This is a genomic window from Microbacterium sp. SLBN-154 (assembly GCF_006715565.1).
Lineage (GTDB): Bacteria > Actinomycetota > Actinomycetes > Actinomycetales > Microbacteriaceae > Microbacterium.
On record NZ_VFNL01000001.1, the window covers coordinates 2,347,267 to 2,364,480 of the forward strand.

Below are 17,214 nucleotides of genomic sequence, written 5' to 3' on the forward strand. Positions count from 1 at the left end.
GCCCAGCGCTACGGCGGCGTCACTCGGGGTCGAGCTCCTGGAACACCGTGAGCTGCACGCCGTCGGGGCCCCGCAGCCGTGCGTTCCGCGAGCGCCACGGGGTCGGGGTGGGCGGGGCCTCCAGGCCCGCGCCGGCGTGCACCAGCACCTCCGACGCCGCCTCGACGTCGGTCACTTCGAGTGCCACCCGGATCCCGTCGCTCTCTCCGCCGTCGGTCTCGACCTCGTCGATGAAGCGCACCTGTGCGGCATTGGCCAGCTCCAAGGTCGCCCGCCCCGCCTCGAGGATCGCCACGCGCGCGCCGTCCGGGCCCTCGAACGCGTGCGCCTCGGTCATACCCAGGGTGTCGCGGTAGAACGCCAGCGCCTCGTCGAGGTCGGCGGAGCGGACGACCAGCCGCAGCTGACGCACGCGTCCCTGCGGTACGAGCAGAGGCGCGACGATCTCGATCGCGTCATCGAGGGTCCTCGAGAGCGAGGTCCGCCCGGGGCCCGCCGCCGCCCACGCCCGCACCGCGGCGAGCACCGCTCCTCCGACAGCGCTTCCGACGACGTCTGCGGCCAGCGGCTCGGCTCCGGTCCGCAGGGCAGCGGCGACCGATCGGCCGATACGCGTCGTGCGAACCGCGGATTCGCGATCGAGCTCCTCCTTCAGACCCATCGCCGCCGCGTTGGCCATCGCCAGCGCCAGGGTGCCGGGAGCGAATCCCGCCGCGAACGCGCGCAACGCCGTCCGCACATCCCGAGGGCCCGCCTTCCCGGCATCCAGGTGGGTGAGAAGTGTCGCCACCCGGGCATCGAAGCTCGACCAGAGGATGTCGGATTTGGACGAGAAGTAGTTGAAGAAGCTCGACCGTGAGACACCGGCACGCAGGGCGATGTCGGCAATGGATGTCGCGTCGTAGCCGCGCTCGAGAAACAGCTCGCACGCGGCCTCGGCGATGGTCTCGGGAGACGAGAGCTTCGGACGCCCGGCACGCTGCTCTGTCATGACTTCACCCTAGGACGCGCGAAGCCGCCGCATGGAGAGCGTATTGTTGGACGCGGTCCAAGAAGGAAGGCGCTTCTGTGCTCGAAACGATGACAGTGGGACTCGACCCCGACTTCGTCCCCTACGCCGACGCGTGGGACCTGCAGCGACGTGTCCATTCGGAGGTGGTGCACGGCGAGCGGGTCGACACTCTGCTGCTGCTCGAGCACGAGCCGGTCTTCACCGCCGGTAAGCGCACCGAGCCGCAGGAGCGCCCCACCGACGGCACGCCGGTCATCGACGTCGACCGCGGCGGGAAGATCACGTGGCACGGCCCCGGTCAGCTCGTCGGCTACCCCATCGTCCGCCTCCAGGAGCCCGTCGATGTCGTCGCGCATGTCCGACGCCTCGAGCGCCTTCTCATCGTGGCTCTCGCTCGCCTCGGCGTGGAGGGACTCCAGGTGGAAGGGCGAAGCGGAGTGTGGGTCCGACGACCCCTGTCGACCGACAAGGTCGCCGCCATCGGCGTGCGTGTCGAGCGGGGAGTGACCATGCACGGGTTCGCCGTCAACTGCGACAACTCCCTGGCACCCTTCCGTCAGATCATCCCCTGCGGCATCGCCGACGCCGGGGTCACGACCGTCAGCGAGGTCACGGGCAGGGAGATCTCACCCCGCGACATCGTTCCGACCATCGCCGAGGTCTTCCTCGCCGCCGAACAGGCGGTGGCGGCATGAGTGCGGCGGCCCCCGACGGCCGGCGCCTCCTGCGACTGGAGGTGCGGAACGCCCAGACGCCGATCGAACGCAAGCCCGAGTGGATTCGCACGAAGGCGAAGATGGGTCCGGAATACACCGCCCTGCAGGGCCTGGTGAAAGAAGAAGGCCTGCACACCGTCTGCCAGGAGGCGGGCTGCCCGAACATCTACGAGTGCTGGGAGGACCGCGAGGCGACCTTCCTCATCGGCGGTTCCCAGTGCACGCGCCGGTGCGACTTCTGCCAGATCGACACGGGGAAGCCCGCCGACTACGACACCGACGAGCCCCGGCGCGTCGCGGAGAGTGTGCAGCGGATGCAGCTGCGCTACGCCACGGTGACCGGGGTCGCCCGAGACGACCTCCCCGACGGCGGCGCCTGGCTCCACGCCGAGACCGTGCGCCGCATCCATGCCGACAACCCTGGAACGGGCGTCGAGATCCTCGCCACGGACTTCAACGGCGTGCCGAGCCTGCTCCAGGAGGTGTTCGACTCCCGCCCGGAGGTCTTCGCGCACAACGTCGAGACCGTGCCCCGCATCTTCAAGCGCATCCGCCCGGCGTTCCGTTACGACCGTTCCCTCGGCGTCCTGACCATGGCTCGTGAAGCAGGGCTGATCACGAAGTCGAACCTCATCCTGGGAATGGGCGAGAGCCCCGACGAGGTCATCGCGGCACTGCAGGATCTTCACGACGCCGGCACCGACATCATCACGATCACGCAGTATCTGCGCCCTTCGCCGCGACACCTGCCGGTGGACCGCTGGGTCAAGCCTGACGAGTTCGTCGCCTTCAAAGAGGCGGCGGAAGAGATCGGCTTCCTCGGCGTGCTGGCGGGACCCCTCGTGCGATCGTCCTACCGGGCGGGTCGTCTGTGGGCGCAGTCGATGGTCTCGAAGGGCCGCGAGATCCCCGCCGACCTCGCCCACCTCGCGCGCGATCTCGCCTCCGAGGGCACGTCGTTCGCACAGGCCGTGTGATCGGCTCCGACGCGGAGGTCAGTCTGCGCTGGTGACCGACAGGACGTCTCCGGCGGAGTCGAGGTTCACCAGCAGCACGTCGTCGGTGGCATCGGGATCGAGCGCGTACTCGAGCACGGCGAAGGGGTCGGAGCCGCCGTGCTCGTCGGCGAGGATCGTCATGCTCATCAGCTGCAGCGAGCGGATCACGTCGATCCGGATGTCGCCGGAGATGTCGACCAGCAGGTTCTCGATGTCCTCCCCCAGCGTCTCCTGCTGCTGGAGGATGTACTCCGTCACTTCGCTGGTGCGATCGTCGAGCTCGGAGACCATGCCGTTGCGCGCAGTCCGGTCGATCGCCTCGAGGGACGACACCAGGCTCGCCGCGATGTCGAGGGCGGCCTGGGAGACGTCGTCCTGATCCGGCGCCGTCAGATCCACGGTGACGGACTGGTCGCCGAGTTCGACGTTCTCCGACCAGAAGATCGAACCATCCGGACCCGACTCGAGGAGTCCGAAGAAGTCGTGCTCGATCGCCATACGCCCATGAAACCAGCCTCCCGGCCGGTGCGATAGACCTGGCCCGCGCGTCGGCCCGATCGGGTGCTCGCCGAGCTCAGTCGACGAGGGCGGCGGCGAAGACGTGGGGGGTGAAACCGGTGAGATCGCCGATTCCCTCGCCCTGGCCGAGAAGCTTCACCGGGATGCCGGTGCGCTCCTGCACCGCGAGCACGAAGCCGCCCTTGGCCGAACCGTCGAGCTTGGTCAGCACGAGTCCCGTCACGCCCGCATGCTGGAGGAACGCCTCGGCCTGCATGAGACCGTTCTGACCCGTCGTCGCATCCAGGACGAGCAGCACCTCGCTGATGGGCGCCTGCTTCTCGATGACGCGACGGATCTTGCCGAGCTCGTCCATCAGACCGCCCTTGGTGTGCAGCCGGCCCGCGGTGTCGACCAGCACGATCTCCGTCCCGGTGCGCTTGGCGTAGTCGATCGTCTGGAAGGCCACCGAGGCGGGGTCCTGTCCCTCCTGCTGTGGTCGCACGATCGCGGCTCCGCCGCGCTCGGCCCACGTCGCGAGCTGGTCGACCGCAGCGGCGCGGAACGTGTCGGCGGCGCCGACGACGACGGAACGTCCGTAGCGCTGAAGGAACTTCGCGAACTTGCCGATCGTCGTGGTCTTGCCGACGCCGTTGACCCCGACGACGAGGACGACCGCAGGGCGCTCGGTCAGTCGCAGGGTCGTGTCGAACCGGGCGAAGTGCTCCTCGAGGGTCTCCTTGAGCATCCGCTGCAGATCGCGCGGGTCGGTCGTGCGGTACCGCTCGACCTTCTCGCGGAGCTCGTCCACGATGCGCTCGGTGATGTCGGGGCCGAAGTCCGCCGTGAGCAGGGCCGTCTCGAGATCGTCCCACGTCTGCTCGTCGATCGTGGGCTTGACGAACATGCCGCGCAATGCGCGGCCCAACGACCAGGAGCTCTCCGCCATGACACCAGCCTACGGGCGCGGGCGTCCCGGCCCGGGCTCAGCTCGCCGCCCGCTCACCGTCCTCGACGGCCGCCGTCCGACCCAGTCGCTGCCCGACGACGGCCGACACGCCGTCCTGCCTCATCGAGACGCCGTACAGGGCGTCGGCGATCTCCATCGTCCGCTTCTGGTGGGTGATGACGATGAGCTGACTGCTTTCGCGCAACTGCTCGAACACCCCGAGGAGCCGTCCGAGATTGGCGTCGTCCAGGGCCGCCTCCACCTCGTCGAGGATGTAGAACGGGCTCGGGCGCGCTTTGAAGATCGCCACCAGGAGAGCCACGGCAGCCAACGAACGCTCGCCGCCCGACAGCAGCGACAGCCGCTCGATCTTCTTCCCGACGGGCCGCACCGTCACCTCGATGCCGGTCGTGAGGGCGTCATCGGGCTTCGTCAACTCGATGCTGCCCGAACCGCCCGGGAAGAGGACGGGGAAGACCTCGTCGAAGGCGCGCTGGGTGTCGGCGAACGCATCGAGGAAGATCGTCCGCATCCGATCGTCCAGCTCCTCGATGATCGTCAGGAGATCCTTTCGGGTCCGACTCAGGTCATCGAGCTGCTCCGTGAGGAAGGCGTGCCGCTGTTCCAGCGCGGAGAACTCCTCCAGCGCGAGCGGATTCACACGCCCCAGCTGGGCCAGCTTGCGTTCCGCGTCGGCGAGCCTCCGCTGCTGCGCGGCGCGGTCGAACGCCGTCCCCGCCGCCTCGGAGTCATGGGGATCGGGTATCGGCTGATCGGGTCCATATTCCGCGATGAGAATATCCTCGTCGAGCCCGAGTTCCGACACCGCGCGGTCGCGAAGCGAACCGGCCTGCAGCCGACGCTCGTGGATGCGCAGCTCCAGGCCATGCACGTCCTCGGTCACCGCAGACAGCCGTTCGCGCACTCGGGCGTCCTCCCGGCGCAGCTCCCCGAGCTCAGCGGTGACGGCCGTTCGCGCGGTCTCAGCGGCGACGAGTTCATTCCGGGCCGCGGCCAGGGATCGGTCGACGGCGTCGAGGACGGGCGGTATCCTCCCCGCCACGTCGGCGGCGGCGTCGCGCTGACTCTTCCGGATCACGGCCCGCCGGGCCGCCTCTACGGCGGCCGCCTGCTCGCGCTCCCGCTGCTTCTCGAGCTGCACGACACGCGACTCCTGAGCGCGGATGCGCTCCTTCAGCGTCTCCACGTCCAGACGAGCGCGCATCTCGCTCTCGCGCGCGGCGTCGAGGGCGGCGAGCAGCCCCTCGCGCGCCGAGGCGTCGAGAATGGGACGCGGCGACTCCAGAGCGGCCGTGAGCTGCTCCTCGGCGACGCGCGACGCATCGGACGCGTCATCGACGCCGGCTCGAGCCTGCGCCAGCGCCGACGCCAGGCGTTCGCACTCCGCAACCGCCGCCTCGTAGCGCACGGTCGCGCGGTTGACCCGCTCCGCTCGAGCCGACACGGCCGCGTCGTGGGCGCGCATCGCCTCCAGCGCCGATCGCACCCGGCGCCGCTTGTCGTCGAGGTCGGCGGCAGCATCCGATCGCGCCTCGCGCAGAGAATCGACGATCACGGTGAGTTCATCGCGCCGCGCCGCGGCGTCATCGCGCTCGGCCACGAGTTCGAGGCGGGAACGGGACGAACCGGATCCCGCCCGCAGACGGTTCACCCGGCAGACCTCCCCGGCCCGCGTGACGATCGTCGCGTCCGCGAGCGCCGGGTCGGCGAGAAGCCGCTCCGCCTCGTCAAGGTCGGCGGCGATGAGCACCCCCGACAGCAGTGCACGCACACCGTCGGGCGCCGTCACCACCGCGGCGGCGGTCTGTGCCGTTCCACCGTCCTTCGCGGACCCCGCCCCCCAGGGCGGATCGGCCACGACGATGTCCACCGCTCCGGCGTCGTCAGCGCGAACCGTCGAGGCCAGCTCGAATCCGGCCCCGAGGTCCTCGACGAGCACCGCTTCGGCGAGCGGACCGAGCGCGGCGGCGATCGCCGTCTCGTACCCCGCCTCCACACGGACGGCGTCGCCCACCAGCCCGCGGATTCCCGTGCCGCCACGTGCGACGATGTCCGCGGCAGTGGAGCGGATGTCGAGGGCCCGATCGATCGCGGTGGTCTGGGCCGTCAGGGCGTCGAGCTCGCGTTCGGCTGAATGCAGGCGGTCTCGAAGGCCGGCCAGCTCCTCGTCCGCGGCGCTCGCATCCCGCTGCGCCCGCTCGTACTCCGCCGCATGGTCGGCGACCGGCCCGTCCTCCTCCGGTTGCACGGAGGCCAGAGCCTGTTCGGCCTCGTCTCGTCGGCTGAGAGCCGCCTGCCAGGCGCGCTCTTGTCGATCAACAGCCGTGCGGACTGCCGCCAGGGTCGACGCGGCCGCTTCCGCGGCCCCTCGGAGCGCCGTGAGACGCATGTCGTGCTGCGAGACCAGCGCGCTCTGCTCGGCGATGTCGACGTCGAGAGCGTCGAGCTCGGCACGGGCACGGGTCACCTTCCGCGCCGCCGCGGCAGCGTCATCCTGCGCGCCGACCAGTCCCGCCGCGATCGCGTCGATCTCCTCGCGTGCGTGCGCGATCGCCTCGGGGGTGACCGTCACACCGCCCCGGTCGTCGTCGTGTTCAGCCGAGTCGGCCAGAAGCGACATGCGCTGCCCGGCGAGGGCATAGAGGGACCGGAGCCTCTCCTGCACGCGCTCCAGCCCGTGCACCACGCGGCGGGCTTCGTCGACCGCTTCAGAGCGCTGGTCGCTCTCGAGTCGTTCGATCCGGGCGCGGACGCTCTGCGCCTGATCCTGGAGCACCATCCGCTCGGCCAGACGCTCCTGCTCGGTGCGCGCATGTCCGGCCAGCTCCTGACGCAGACGGAGCAACTCGTCGGCGAGGAGGCGGGCTCGGGCGTCGCGCACGACCGCCGCGATCGTCGCGGCCTCGCGCGCCACCTCGGCCTGACGACCGAGCGGCTTGAGCTGGCGCCGCAACTCTCCGGCGAGGTCGCTCAGGCGGGTGAGATTGGCCTCCATCGCCTCGAGCTTGCGGAGAGTCTTCTCCTTGCGACGGCGGTGTTTCAAAATGCCCGCGGCCTCCTCGATGAAGCCCCGACGGTCCTCAGGCGTGGCCTGCAGAACGGTGTCGAGCCGCCCCTGACCGATGATGACGTGCATCTCACGACCGAGACCGGAGTCGCTCAAGAGCTCTTGGACGTCCAGCAACCGACAGGTCTCGCCGTTGATGGCGTACTCGCTGGCTCCGTTCCGGAAGAGCGTGCGGCTGATCGACACCTCGGCGTACTCGATCGGAAGGGCGCCGTCGCTGTTGTCGATGGTCAGCCGCACTTCGGCGCGTCCGAGGGGGCCACGGGTCGTCGTCCCCGCGAAGATGACGTCTTCCATCTTGCCGCCGCGGAGGGTCTTTGCGCCCTGCTCCCCCATCACCCACGCCAGAGCGTCGACGACGTTGGACTTCCCCGAGCCGTTAGGACCGACGATGCATGTCACCCCGGGTTCGAAGGCGAACGTGGTGGGCTGCGCGAAGGACTTGAACCCTTTGAGCGTCACGCTCTTCAGGTGCATCGTCTACCTCCGGCCCTGCGCGCCCGCGGCTCGGAGCGGCGCCGCTCAGGCTACCGAACTGCACCGCCGATACCGCTGAGGCGGGCGGGATCGGGGCCGATCTCACCGGCGACACGCCCGGATTCCGGGTATTTCTGATAATTCGCTTGACGCCCCCCGCGGAATCGCGCTAATGTCACTGCTCGCGTCCGATGTCGAAAGGAGGTCACCGATGATGCACATGATTGATCCGCGCCTCACCGCGCGTCGATTCTCACCGCTCACCCCGTCGGTGACCGGATTCGCCGGCGCCCTCACCCCCACCGCCGCCTGATCGGCGAAGGGGACAGGTGTGCCCATCGGGCACCCGTCCACTTCTGCTGACCGGATCGACGCTCCCTCGAGCGACTCGGCAGCGTGCGTCCCTCCGACGCCTCCCTTCGCGACGTCCACGTCCGCGACATCCCGCACTCTCGTGCCCACCGCCTGACGAAAGCGACCACCCACCATGTCCGTTCCCCTTGCCTCCGTCTTCGACCTCGATCATGACGAACGCCATCGGCTCCTCGCCGATGTCGCTCTCGCCCCGACCTCCCGAGCCCCCTCGCGCCTCCAGCGCTGGGAGCTGCGACTGGGTCTCTGGCTGCTGCTGCGCGCTGCGCGGCGCCAGTCGGCGGCCCGCGGTCGGTCGCCTCGGCGCACCTTCGCAGCCGAACTCGCCCGTACCCACCGTGAACACGCTGCCTGGCGCGCGCTCGCCCTCAGCACCGTTCGCCTCTGATCCACCTACGGTCCGGAGCCGTCCCGAACGGCTCCGGACCTTCCGAAAGGACCACCATGCACTCGCACGCACCGGCCGGAATCGACATACGGCCACTCACCATCCCGTCGCGGATCGACGCGGACGACGCCGAGGACTTCATCGAGATGACCCGGGTGAGGAATCAGGTGTACCGGGAGATCTCCGGCCATGACGATGAACGCATCAGCGCCGCGGAACTGCTCCCCCACTACCAGCCCGACGACTACGAGACCCGATTGATCTGGACCGTCCGCGACGGCGGGCGCATCGTGGGCCGCTGCGGCGTCGACCTCCCCCATGAGGAGGGGTCGACACTGGCCTTCTGGCAGGTCGAACTGCTCCGCGAGGTGTGGGATCGCGGGATCGGCTCAGCCGCCTACGACCTCGTCGAGGAGACAGCTCGGGCGCACGGCCGCACCGTACTGCAGTCTTGGGCGGAGCACCCCGAGGCTCCGGGGCCGCGCCTGGCGGCGCCGACCGGCTTCGGCGACATACCGGAAGACCACGCGGCGAGGTTCTACCTGCGGCACGGGTATGCGCTGCAGCAGGTCGAACGGGCCAGCGCCCTCGATCTGCGCGGTCCGTTCGATCGGATCGAGGAGCTCAACCGCGACGCGCAGCGCGCCGCGTCGGACTACCGTGTCGTGCAGTGGTTCGCGCCCACCCCTCCGGAGTGGGTGGACGGCTACGCGTGGATGAAGTCGCGCATGTCGACCGATGCTCCGGCTGCCGATCTCCAGTTCGACGAGGAGACGTGGGACGCGGCGCGGATCGCTCTGCACGACGCGCGATACACCGACAGCGGACGTCTTCTCCAGGTGACGGCAGCGCAGCACGTGGCCACCGGAGAGCTGTGCGCGTTCAACGAGTTGGTCATCGGCGCCGACCGCGCAGAGGCCTCGCACCAGGAGGACACGTTGGTTCTGAAGGCGCACCGGGGACACCGTCTGGGGATGCTCGTCAAGTGCGCCGGTCTTCTGTCGTGGCGCGAGGTCGCGCCGCAGTCGCCGCGCGTACTGACCTACAACGCCGAGGAGAACCGCCCGATGCTCGACATCAACGAGGCACTCGGGTTCCGCCCGATCGCCTACTCCGGCGCGTGGAAGAAGGTTCTCGACCTCGCCGGCTGACATCTCGGGCAGAAATGGCTCGACCGGTTGGTGAACGACACGCGCACGATCGGACGGCCGCATCGAGGGCAGGGCTCCCCGGTGCGGCCGTACGCGTTGAGAGAGTGCGCGAAGTAGCCCGCCTGACCGTTGACGTTGACGTACTGCGCGTCGAAGCTCGTGCCCCCCTCGGCCAGCGCCTTCTCCAGAACCGCTCGCACTTCGGCGAGCAACCGGTTCACGCGCCGCGTGGGCAGCGTGTCGGCCGGCACCTCGGGATGCAGGCGCGCCGCCCACAGCGCCTCGTCGGCGTAGATGTTGCCGATGCCGCTGACGACGGTCTGGTCGAGCATCACGCGCTTGATCGCGGACTTCTTCCGGCCCAGGATGTCGCGGAACCGCGCGTCCCGGAATGCGGGGTCGAGCGGGTCGCGCGCGATGTGCGCCACCTGCCGCGGGACGCTGGCGAGCTCGGAGCCCGCGCCCCCGGGAGCGCCGTCAGCGGTGGGAAGAAGGGGGTCGACCGCCAGCGAGCCGAATGTGCGCTGATCGGCGAAGACGACGGCGAGTTCACCGTGAACGGGGTGACGGAGTTCGAACCGCACCCGTTCGTGACGTTCGATCGGCGACCCCGGCGAACGCAGCAGCATCTGTCCGCTCATGCCCAGATGTCCGACGACCGCCCGGTCGCTGCCTTCGAGGGGGAACCAGAGGAACTTCCCGCGGCGCACGGTCGCCTCGACGCGCCGACCGGTGAGCTCGGCTTCGAAGTCGGCGGCGTCCCCGCCATGACGGGTCAGCGCGCGGACGTCCTGCACGATGACGCCGTCGATGAGCGATCCGCGCATGGCGGGGTCCAGCCCACGGCGGACGACCTCGACCTCGGGAAGCTCAGGCATCGACGCCGCGGGCGTCGATCGGGTCGGACAGCTCGCGCCACGCCAGGAGGGCGGCTGCCATCTCGGCGTGCTTCTTGCTCGTGCCCGTGCCCCGGGTCTCGGTCTGCCCGACCCGCACCCGCGCGGTGAAGACGCGATCGTGATCGGGGCCAGTTGCGGAGATCTCGTAGGCAGGCGGACCGAATCCGCGACGAGCGGCGAGCTCCTGCAGGCTCGTCTTCGGGTCGACGGCGGCGCCGTAGCGCTCGGGGTCGGCCAACAGCGGGTCGACGAGCCGCAGCACCAGGGCCGTGGCCGCATCGGGTCCGGCGGACAGGTAGGCGGCGCCGATGACCGCCTCCGTCGCGTCGGCGAGGATGGAGTCCTTCTTCCGTCCGCCGGTGAGTTCCTCACCGCGACCGAGCAGCACGTGCTCGCCCAGCCCGATGCGGCGTGCGACCTCGGCAAGGGCGACGGTCGAGACGACGCTCGCACGCCGCTTGGCCAGCTGCCCCTCTTCGAGGTCGGGATGCCGCGTGTACAGACGTACGGTCACCGCTTGCCCGAGGATGGCATCCCCGAGGAACTCGAGTCGCTCGTTATGGGGAACCCCGCCATGCTCGTAGGCCCAAGAACGATGGGTCAGTGCCAGCAGCAGAAGCTCGGGGTCGATCTCGACCCCGAGCTTCTGTGTGAGTGCGTCCAGCGGCGGGTGCGCCGGCGTGGCGTCGGTACGGTGGGTCACCGAGTGCGCAACGGGCCGATCAGACGTCGGCGACCTTGCGGCCCTTGTACTCCAGGAACAGCTCGGTGCCCTGCGAGTCGGTGACGACCTTCGCCTGGTGCGGACGGCTGTAGACGACCTTGCCGTTCTCGACGGTCTTGACCAGCGTGGGGGCCTCGGCCTTCCACTGCGCGCGGCGCGAACGGGTGTTCGAGCGGGAGACCTTCCGCTTCGGGGGGTTACCTGCCATGGCTAGCTCTTCTCTGTGTTCTCAGCGCGGGGCGCTGGGTTCTCGTCACGGTCCTGCGGCCCGGGGGCCGCGACCGCGTCGTGGTCGATGTAGTCCTGGAGCGCTGCCCACCGGGGATCGATCGGCTCAGCGTTCGGTTCGGCGTCTGATGCCCGCCGGACACCCGTGACCGGATCGAGGCCGGGGCAATCCGGCTCACACACCGGTTGGAAGGGAAGCGACAGGACGACCGCATCCCTGACCAGAGTTTCAAGATCCACGTGGTCGTCTTGAACCTCGAAGTCAGTTTCCTCCGACCCAGAATACGCGAAAAGCTCCTGGAACTCGACTTCGACGCCCTCGGCGATGTCTCGGAGGCATCGTCCGCACACCCCGGAGAAGGTCGTGTGCGCCTCGCCCGACACGAGGATGCCCTCGTGGACGGACTCGAGCCGCACATCCAGCTCCAGCGGCTCTGACGCCGGGACCGCGACGAGACCCTCGCCCCACTTCTCCGGGACGGTCAGATCGAGGCGGAACTCGCGCATCTCGCCCGGTCGGCGGACGATGTCGCGCACCGGAATGACGAAGGGTCCGTTCAGCCGTCTGGTCACGGGCGACCATGTTACCCGCCCAGCGAGCGTGCGGCTCAGCCCGACAGGTCGTGCGCGACCAGGAATCGCGCGACGGCGGGCGGAACGAAGGGCGACACGTCACCGCCGAGGGCGGCCACCTGGCGCACGAGCGAGCTCGAAACCATGGCGTGCGCCGGATCGGGAAGCAGGAAGACGGTTTCAACGTGGGCGAGGTGGCGGTTCACGATCGCCATCGGGGTCTCGTAGGCCACGTCGACCTGGGAGCGGATGCCCTTCACGAGCACACCGGCGTCGACGTCGGCGGCGTAGTCCACGAGCAGCCCCATGCTCCACGAGGCGATGATCACCTCGCTGTCGATGTCGCTCTCGGCGACCGACTGCTCGAGGAGCGACAGCCGCTGCGCGATCGGCAGCATCGCCTCCTTGTCGGGGTTGTGCACCACGAGGACGTGCAGCTGGTCGTACAGGCGCGCCGCGCGGCGGATGACATCGAGGTGACCGAGCGTCGGCGGGTCGAACGATCCGGGGACGACGGCGATCCTGCTGTTCATTGGACCACCCTATCGACGGGCCGCGCTGCCTCCCCGACACGGCGCATTCCGTCCGCGCGGCTGGCGAGGTCCGCGTTCAGGTCCGCGCGAGCGCGGCGCGCTCGACATTGCCGATCCGCCTTTCGATCGCCGCGGACACCGCCGGATGCCGCAGCAGCGCAGGATCGTCCGAGATCACCGTCTCCGCCGCGCGCCGAGCCGCCGAGATGAGGTCGGCGTCACGGGCCACCCGCAGCAGGCGGAGCGAGGAGCGCGCACCCGACTGGAGGTCGCCGAGCACGTCGCCTTCACCGCGGAGGTCGAGATCGACTTCGGCGAGCTCGAAGCCGTCGAGGGTGGCGGCGACCGCCTCGACGCGTTGACGTGCGAGCGAGCCATGCTCGGCCTCGGTGACCAGCAGACACAGCCCCGGGACGCCCCCACGCCCCACGCGTCCCCGCAGCTGGTGCAGCTGAGACACCCCGAAGCGATCGGCTTCGAGGATCACCATGGTCGACGCGTTCGCGACGTCGACTCCCACCTCGACGACCGTCGTGGCCACCAGGACATCGATCTCCCCGCGCGCGAACGACTGCATGATGTCGTCCTTCTGCTCCGACGGGAGCTTGCCGTGCACCATCGCCACCCGGATGTCGGCGAAGGCGGGATGGCGCGAGAGCAGCTCGACGACCTGCACGACACCCCAGTGGGTACGACCGGCGTCCGCGGTGCGGGGCGCACCCTTCTCCTGCACGGGAGGGACGTCTTCCGCTGCATCGGGGATCGGCGCCTCATCGTCGACGACGTCTGCGTCGGCGTCGATCGCGGCGGTCACCACGAACGCCTGCCGACCCTGGGCGACCTCTTCGGCGACGCGTTCCCAGACCCGTCCGAACCATGCGGGACGCTCGGCGAGCGGTGCGACGTGCGTGGTGATGCCCGCGCGGCCGGCCGGCATCGAGCGGATCGTCGACACATCCAGATCGCCGAACACCGTCATCGCCACGGTGCGCGGAATCGGTGTGGCGGTGAGGACCAGCACGTGAGGCGCGGTGCCCTTGGCGCGCAGCGCCTCGCGCTGCTCGACTCCGAAGCGATGCTGCTCGTCGATCACGACCAGTCCCAGGTCGGCGAACGTGGTCGAGTCGCTGAGCAGAGCATGCGTGCCGACGACGATGCGGGCTTGCCCCGACGCGGCGCGCAGGGCTGCCTTGCGCCGATCCGCGGCGGGAAGCTGTCCGGTCAGCAGAGTGGGCATGAGTTCGGGGGCGAGAACCGGTCCGAGCATGCGTGCGATCGACCGCACGTGCTGGGCGGCCAGGACTTCGGTCGGCGCGATGAGGGCCGACTGACCACCCGATTGCGCGACCTGCAGCATCGCCCGCAGTGCGACGAGGGTCTTACCCGAACCGACCTCGCCCTGGACGAGGCGATTCATCGGCCATCCGCCCACGAGGTCGCGCGCGATCTGCTCGCCCGCCGCCTCCTGATCACTGGTCAGGGCGAACGGCAGTCCCGCGTCGAAACGCTCGAGCAGGTCGCCGGGCACCCGCGCGGTCGCCGACATCGCGCGCACGAACTGCCGCTGCTGAAACAGCGCCGCCTGGAGAACGAACGCCTCCTGCATGCGGAGGGTCTCGCGCGCGGCGTCGACCTGTTCGAGGAAATCGGGCCGGTGGATGCGCTCCAGCGCGGTTCGTGCGTCCAGGAGCCCGTGTGCTCGTCGCAGCGGCTCGGGCACGGGGTCGTCGAAGGGGCCCAGCACGTCCAGAACGACACCGACGGTCTTCGCCACGAGGAAGCTCGGCACGGTCGCAGTGGCGGGATAGATCGGAATCGGGAGGTTCGCCGTCGCCTCTGCGGTCATCCGTGCGGTCTCCTCGTCGTCGAAGAGCTCGTACACCGGATGGGCGAGCTGGAAGTGGCCCCGGTACTCGCTGACCTTTCCGGCGAAGATGCCGCGACGGCCGGGCGTGAGGTCGCCGAGACGCCATTTCTGATTGAAGAAGGTCAGTGTCAGCGTGCCGTTCCCGTCGCTGATCTTGGCCTCGACCAGGGACCCGCGACGATTGCGCATCGGACGATCGGTGACGCTCTGGACCTCGGCGACGATCGTCACCGGTTCACCCAGGGGCAGGGAGGCGATCGGCGTCAGCTCGCCCCGCAGCGCGTATCGACGCGGATAGTGCGAGAGGAGATGCTCGATCGTACGCATTCCGAACGCGCGCTCGAACAGCTTGGCGGTCTTGCCGCCCACGACCGCGTCCAGACGCGACTCGAGTGCGATGGACGGCATATCTCGAGTGTAGGGAGCGCCGCCGACAACGACCCCTCGCGATCTCCGGCTCAGCTGAAGATCTGCGACGCGATGTCCGAGAGGAATGCGCGACCGTTGCGGTTGGCCGGCGCGTAGTAAATCCAGACGTCGTCACGTGCGACGACGAACTCCTCCGTATCCGGGCCCGCGCCGGGAAGCTCGCAGAACTGGGCGCCGAAGTCATCGGCGACCTGGCAGCTGTATCCCTCATCGGGAAGCGTCGCGACGGCGGCGGCGACCGCATCCGGGGTCGCGGTGCTGATCAGCACGAGCAGACCCGTGGCGTCACCGACGATCCAGTCGCAGCCGAGCACCAGCGTCGCTCCGTCCGGCGCCGGGCGGACGAAGCCCTGTCCGTCGCTCTGGAGCGTCATGTCGCCGACCATCTCCTGACGCGACGTCTCGCTGCCCAGCTCGTTGCAGTCCGTGGGGATCGTCACCGTCGCCGTCGGGGACTCGCTCGGCGACTCGCTCGGCGATTCGGTCGGCGACGCGCTGGGCTCGCTGGTCGGGGTGGACGTCGGCGTCGGGGCAGGCTCCGGCGCACATCCGGCCAGGAGAGCGAGAGCGAGAGCCGCTCCGGCGATCGCGGTGAGGGAACGGTGGCGCTGAGACATCGACGGCTCCTGCAGGCGTGGACGGGGTGCGGACGAATCCCGCCCGGCACGCGTCATCCTAGGGACAGCCGGGACGCCGCCGCCGCAGGCGGCGTGTCGTGTCGCGATCGGTATCGTGGAGCCCGTGACCCGCATCATCTCCGGACGGGCCGGCTCGCTCACCCTCGACGTCCCCGATGCCGGGACGCGGCCGACGAGCGATCGGGTCCGGGAGTCGCTCTTCAACGCCCTGAGCGCGTCAGACCTCCTCCGCGGCACTCGGGTGCTGGATCTCTACGCGGGTTCGGGCGCGCTCGGGCTCGAGGCCGCCAGTCGCGGGGCGAAGACGGTCGACCTCGTCGAGAAGGCCCCGCGCGCGGTGACGGTGATCCGCAGGAACGTCGCGCGCATACATACCGCGCTGCGCGGAGGGCCTGAAGCCGCCCGGATCGCCGTCCACCGCACCGCGGTCGACACGTACCTGCGCTCGGCGCCCGTCGGCGTCTTCGATCTGGTCTTCCTCGACCCTCCGTACGACCTCTCCGACGCCGAGCTGAGCACCGCCCTGGAACTCCTCGTCCCCGCCCTCTCGCCGGGGGCGACGGTGATCGTCGAACGCGCCGCGAGGTCGGCGCCCCCTGCCTGGCCCGCGGGCCTCGTGCCCGATCGCGATCGCCGCTACGGCGACACCGCGCTGTGGTGGGCCGTGCGCGGCGCTCAGCCCGCGACCGCGTCCCAGTCGCGGTAGGGGTCCCAGCCGCCCCGTCCGTCGTAGGGCGTGCCATCGACGAGGAGCGGATGGTCTCCGGCGACGCCGACGCGACCGATGACCCGGAATCCGGGCGCGGGCCCGAGCGCGGCGGGAAAGGTCGCCAGCAGCGCGTGGTCCTCCCCGCCGGCCAGCGCGACCCCCGGGTCGGGTCCAATCGCGTCGGTGTGCAGCTCGAGGGTGACGTCGGAAGCGCGGGCGAGGCGGCCGGCATCCAGGGCCAGTCCGTCCGAGACGTCCATCATCGCCGTCGCACCGTGCGACGCCGCGGCGACGCCTGCCGCGATCGGCGGACGCGGACGCAGCTGGGCGTCCACGAGCGCGGCGTCGGCCTCGGTCAGCGAGGTGATCGCGACCGGCCGTCCGTCCACGCGGAACCGGTCGAAGAGGATGGCCAGACCCCGCGCAGCCTTCCCCAGTTCCCCGCAGACGGCCACCACGTCGCCGGGGCGCGCACCGCGACGCGTGACCGGTGCGGATCCATCGAGCACCCCGAGGGCGGTCACCGCGATCGTCAAGGTGTCCGAGACGGTGAGGTCCCCTCCCTCGACCGCGGCGCCGGGCGCCAGTTGGTCGCACCCGGCGCGCAGACCGTCGGCGATCCCCTCCACGAAGGAGGCGGGCGTGTGATCGGGCATCGCCAGGGCGACGAGCAGCGCGGTGGGTCGCGCACCCATCGCCGCGATGTCGGCGAGGTTCACCGCGGCGGCCTTCCACCCGAGGTCCTCCGCCGACGACCACGCGAGGCGGAAGTCGGGGCCGTGGACGAGGGTGTCGACACTGGCGACGATGCGGCCGCCCGGTGCGGCGAGCACGGCCGCGTCGTCCCCCGGGCCGAGGAGCGCGCGCGAGGGAGCGAGACGACCCAGGATGCGGGTGAGGATCTCGCCCTCGGTCAGGTCGCCGACGACAGGGTCCGGAACACTCACCGTCTCACCGTACCCACC

At 70.0% G+C, this 17,214-nt stretch carries 17 protein-coding genes; 5 read left to right on the plus strand and 12 right to left on the minus strand.

All coding sequences use genetic code 11. The features are described from left to right. Window positions 1–19 precede the first annotated feature (19 nt). Window positions 20–991 carry a TetR family transcriptional regulator gene (locus FBY40_RS11365; protein WP_141938773.1) on the minus strand — a complete coding sequence of 324 codons (972 nt, stop codon included), beginning with the start codon at window positions 989–991 and terminating at the stop codon, window positions 20–22. 89 nt (window positions 992–1,080) lie between these two features. Here FBY40_RS11365 and lipB point away from each other — a divergent pair, with 89 nt between their 5' ends. Further along, window positions 1,081–1,707: a lipoyl(octanoyl) transferase LipB gene (lipB, locus tag FBY40_RS11370; RefSeq protein ID WP_235014823.1), complete on the plus strand. Its 627-nt coding sequence runs from the start codon at window positions 1,081–1,083 to the stop codon at window positions 1,705–1,707. Beyond that, the gene (gene lipA, locus FBY40_RS11375) at window positions 1,704–2,705 is read left to right on the plus strand and encodes a lipoyl synthase (RefSeq protein WP_141938777.1); all 1,002 of its coding nucleotides are present in this window, start codon (window positions 1,704–1,706) and stop codon (window positions 2,703–2,705) included. Before lipB ends, lipA begins: the two co-directional genes overlap by 4 nt. Window positions 2,706–2,723: 18 nt before the next feature. On the opposite strand, the gene FBY40_RS11380 is transcribed toward lipA, so the two are convergent. From FBY40_RS11380 to smc, 3 genes are all read right to left on the minus strand, one after another. After that, the gene (locus FBY40_RS11380) at window positions 2,724–3,224 is read right to left on the minus strand and encodes a DUF2004 domain-containing protein (RefSeq protein WP_141938779.1); all 501 of its coding nucleotides are present in this window, start codon (window positions 3,222–3,224) and stop codon (window positions 2,724–2,726) included. A 76-nt stretch (window positions 3,225–3,300) separates the two neighbouring features. Then, window positions 3,301–4,173 (minus strand): signal recognition particle-docking protein FtsY, encoded by an 873-nt coding sequence (gene ftsY / locus FBY40_RS11385; RefSeq protein WP_141938781.1) that lies wholly within the window; start codon window positions 4,171–4,173, stop codon window positions 3,301–3,303. 37 nt (window positions 4,174–4,210) lie between these two features. Beyond that, window positions 4,211–7,738 carry a chromosome segregation protein SMC gene (smc, locus tag FBY40_RS11390; RefSeq protein WP_141938783.1) on the minus strand — a complete coding sequence of 1,176 codons (3,528 nt, stop codon included), beginning with the start codon at window positions 7,736–7,738 and terminating at the stop codon, window positions 4,211–4,213. 487 nt (window positions 7,739–8,225) lie between these two features. On the opposite strand from smc, the gene FBY40_RS11395 reads away from it, so the two are divergent. Next, window positions 8,226–8,498, plus strand: a complete 273-nt coding sequence (locus FBY40_RS11395; protein ID WP_141938785.1) for a hypothetical protein — start codon at window positions 8,226–8,228, stop codon at window positions 8,496–8,498. A 56-nt stretch (window positions 8,499–8,554) separates the two neighbouring features. Continuing rightward, window positions 8,555–9,649 (plus strand): GNAT family N-acetyltransferase, encoded by a 1,095-nt coding sequence (locus FBY40_RS11400; protein ID WP_141938787.1) that lies wholly within the window; start codon window positions 8,555–8,557, stop codon window positions 9,647–9,649. Here the strand turns inward: FBY40_RS11400 and mutM are convergent. The 7 genes from mutM to FBY40_RS11435 form a co-directional block, all read right to left on the minus strand. Next, window positions 9,607–10,527 carry a bifunctional DNA-formamidopyrimidine glycosylase/DNA-(apurinic or apyrimidinic site) lyase gene (gene mutM / locus FBY40_RS11405; RefSeq protein ID WP_141938789.1) on the minus strand — a complete coding sequence of 307 codons (921 nt, stop codon included), beginning with the start codon at window positions 10,525–10,527 and terminating at the stop codon, window positions 9,607–9,609. The genes FBY40_RS11400 and mutM overlap by 43 nt on opposite strands. Then, entirely contained in the window at window positions 10,520–11,251 is a 732-nt protein-coding gene (rnc, locus tag FBY40_RS11410; RefSeq protein ID WP_141938791.1) for a ribonuclease III, read from the minus strand. Before rnc ends, mutM begins: the two co-directional genes overlap by 8 nt. Window positions 11,252–11,270: 19 nt before the next feature. Then, window positions 11,271–11,480 carry a 50S ribosomal protein L32 gene (gene rpmF, locus FBY40_RS11415; protein ID WP_127818873.1) on the minus strand — a complete coding sequence of 70 codons (210 nt, stop codon included), beginning with the start codon at window positions 11,478–11,480 and terminating at the stop codon, window positions 11,271–11,273. Window positions 11,481–11,482: 2 nt separating this feature from the next. Then, window positions 11,483–12,061, minus strand: coding sequence for a YceD family protein (locus FBY40_RS11420; protein ID WP_141940150.1), 579 nt, complete (start codon window positions 12,059–12,061; stop codon window positions 11,483–11,485). Window positions 12,062–12,108: 47 nt separating this feature from the next. Then, entirely contained in the window at window positions 12,109–12,606 is a 498-nt protein-coding gene (gene coaD / locus FBY40_RS11425) for a pantetheine-phosphate adenylyltransferase (RefSeq protein WP_141938793.1), read from the minus strand. Between the two features lie 76 nt (window positions 12,607–12,682). Next, window positions 12,683–14,881 carry an ATP-dependent DNA helicase RecG gene (locus tag FBY40_RS11430; protein ID WP_141938796.1) on the minus strand — a complete coding sequence of 733 codons (2,199 nt, stop codon included), beginning with the start codon at window positions 14,879–14,881 and terminating at the stop codon, window positions 12,683–12,685. 50 nt (window positions 14,882–14,931) lie between these two features. Next, the gene (locus tag FBY40_RS11435; RefSeq protein WP_141938798.1) at window positions 14,932–15,519 is read right to left on the minus strand and encodes a hypothetical protein; all 588 of its coding nucleotides are present in this window, start codon (window positions 15,517–15,519) and stop codon (window positions 14,932–14,934) included. 124 nt (window positions 15,520–15,643) lie between these two features. Here FBY40_RS11435 and rsmD point away from each other — a divergent pair, with 124 nt between their 5' ends. Beyond that, window positions 15,644–16,246 (plus strand): 16S rRNA (guanine(966)-N(2))-methyltransferase RsmD, encoded by a 603-nt coding sequence (gene rsmD / locus FBY40_RS11440; RefSeq protein ID WP_141938800.1) that lies wholly within the window; start codon window positions 15,644–15,646, stop codon window positions 16,244–16,246. Here the strand turns inward: rsmD and thiL are convergent. Continuing rightward, the gene (gene thiL / locus FBY40_RS11445) at window positions 16,216–17,196 is read right to left on the minus strand and encodes a thiamine-phosphate kinase (RefSeq protein ID WP_141938802.1); all 981 of its coding nucleotides are present in this window, start codon (window positions 17,194–17,196) and stop codon (window positions 16,216–16,218) included. The genes rsmD and thiL overlap by 31 nt on opposite strands. Window positions 17,197–17,214: the final 18 nt, after the last annotated feature.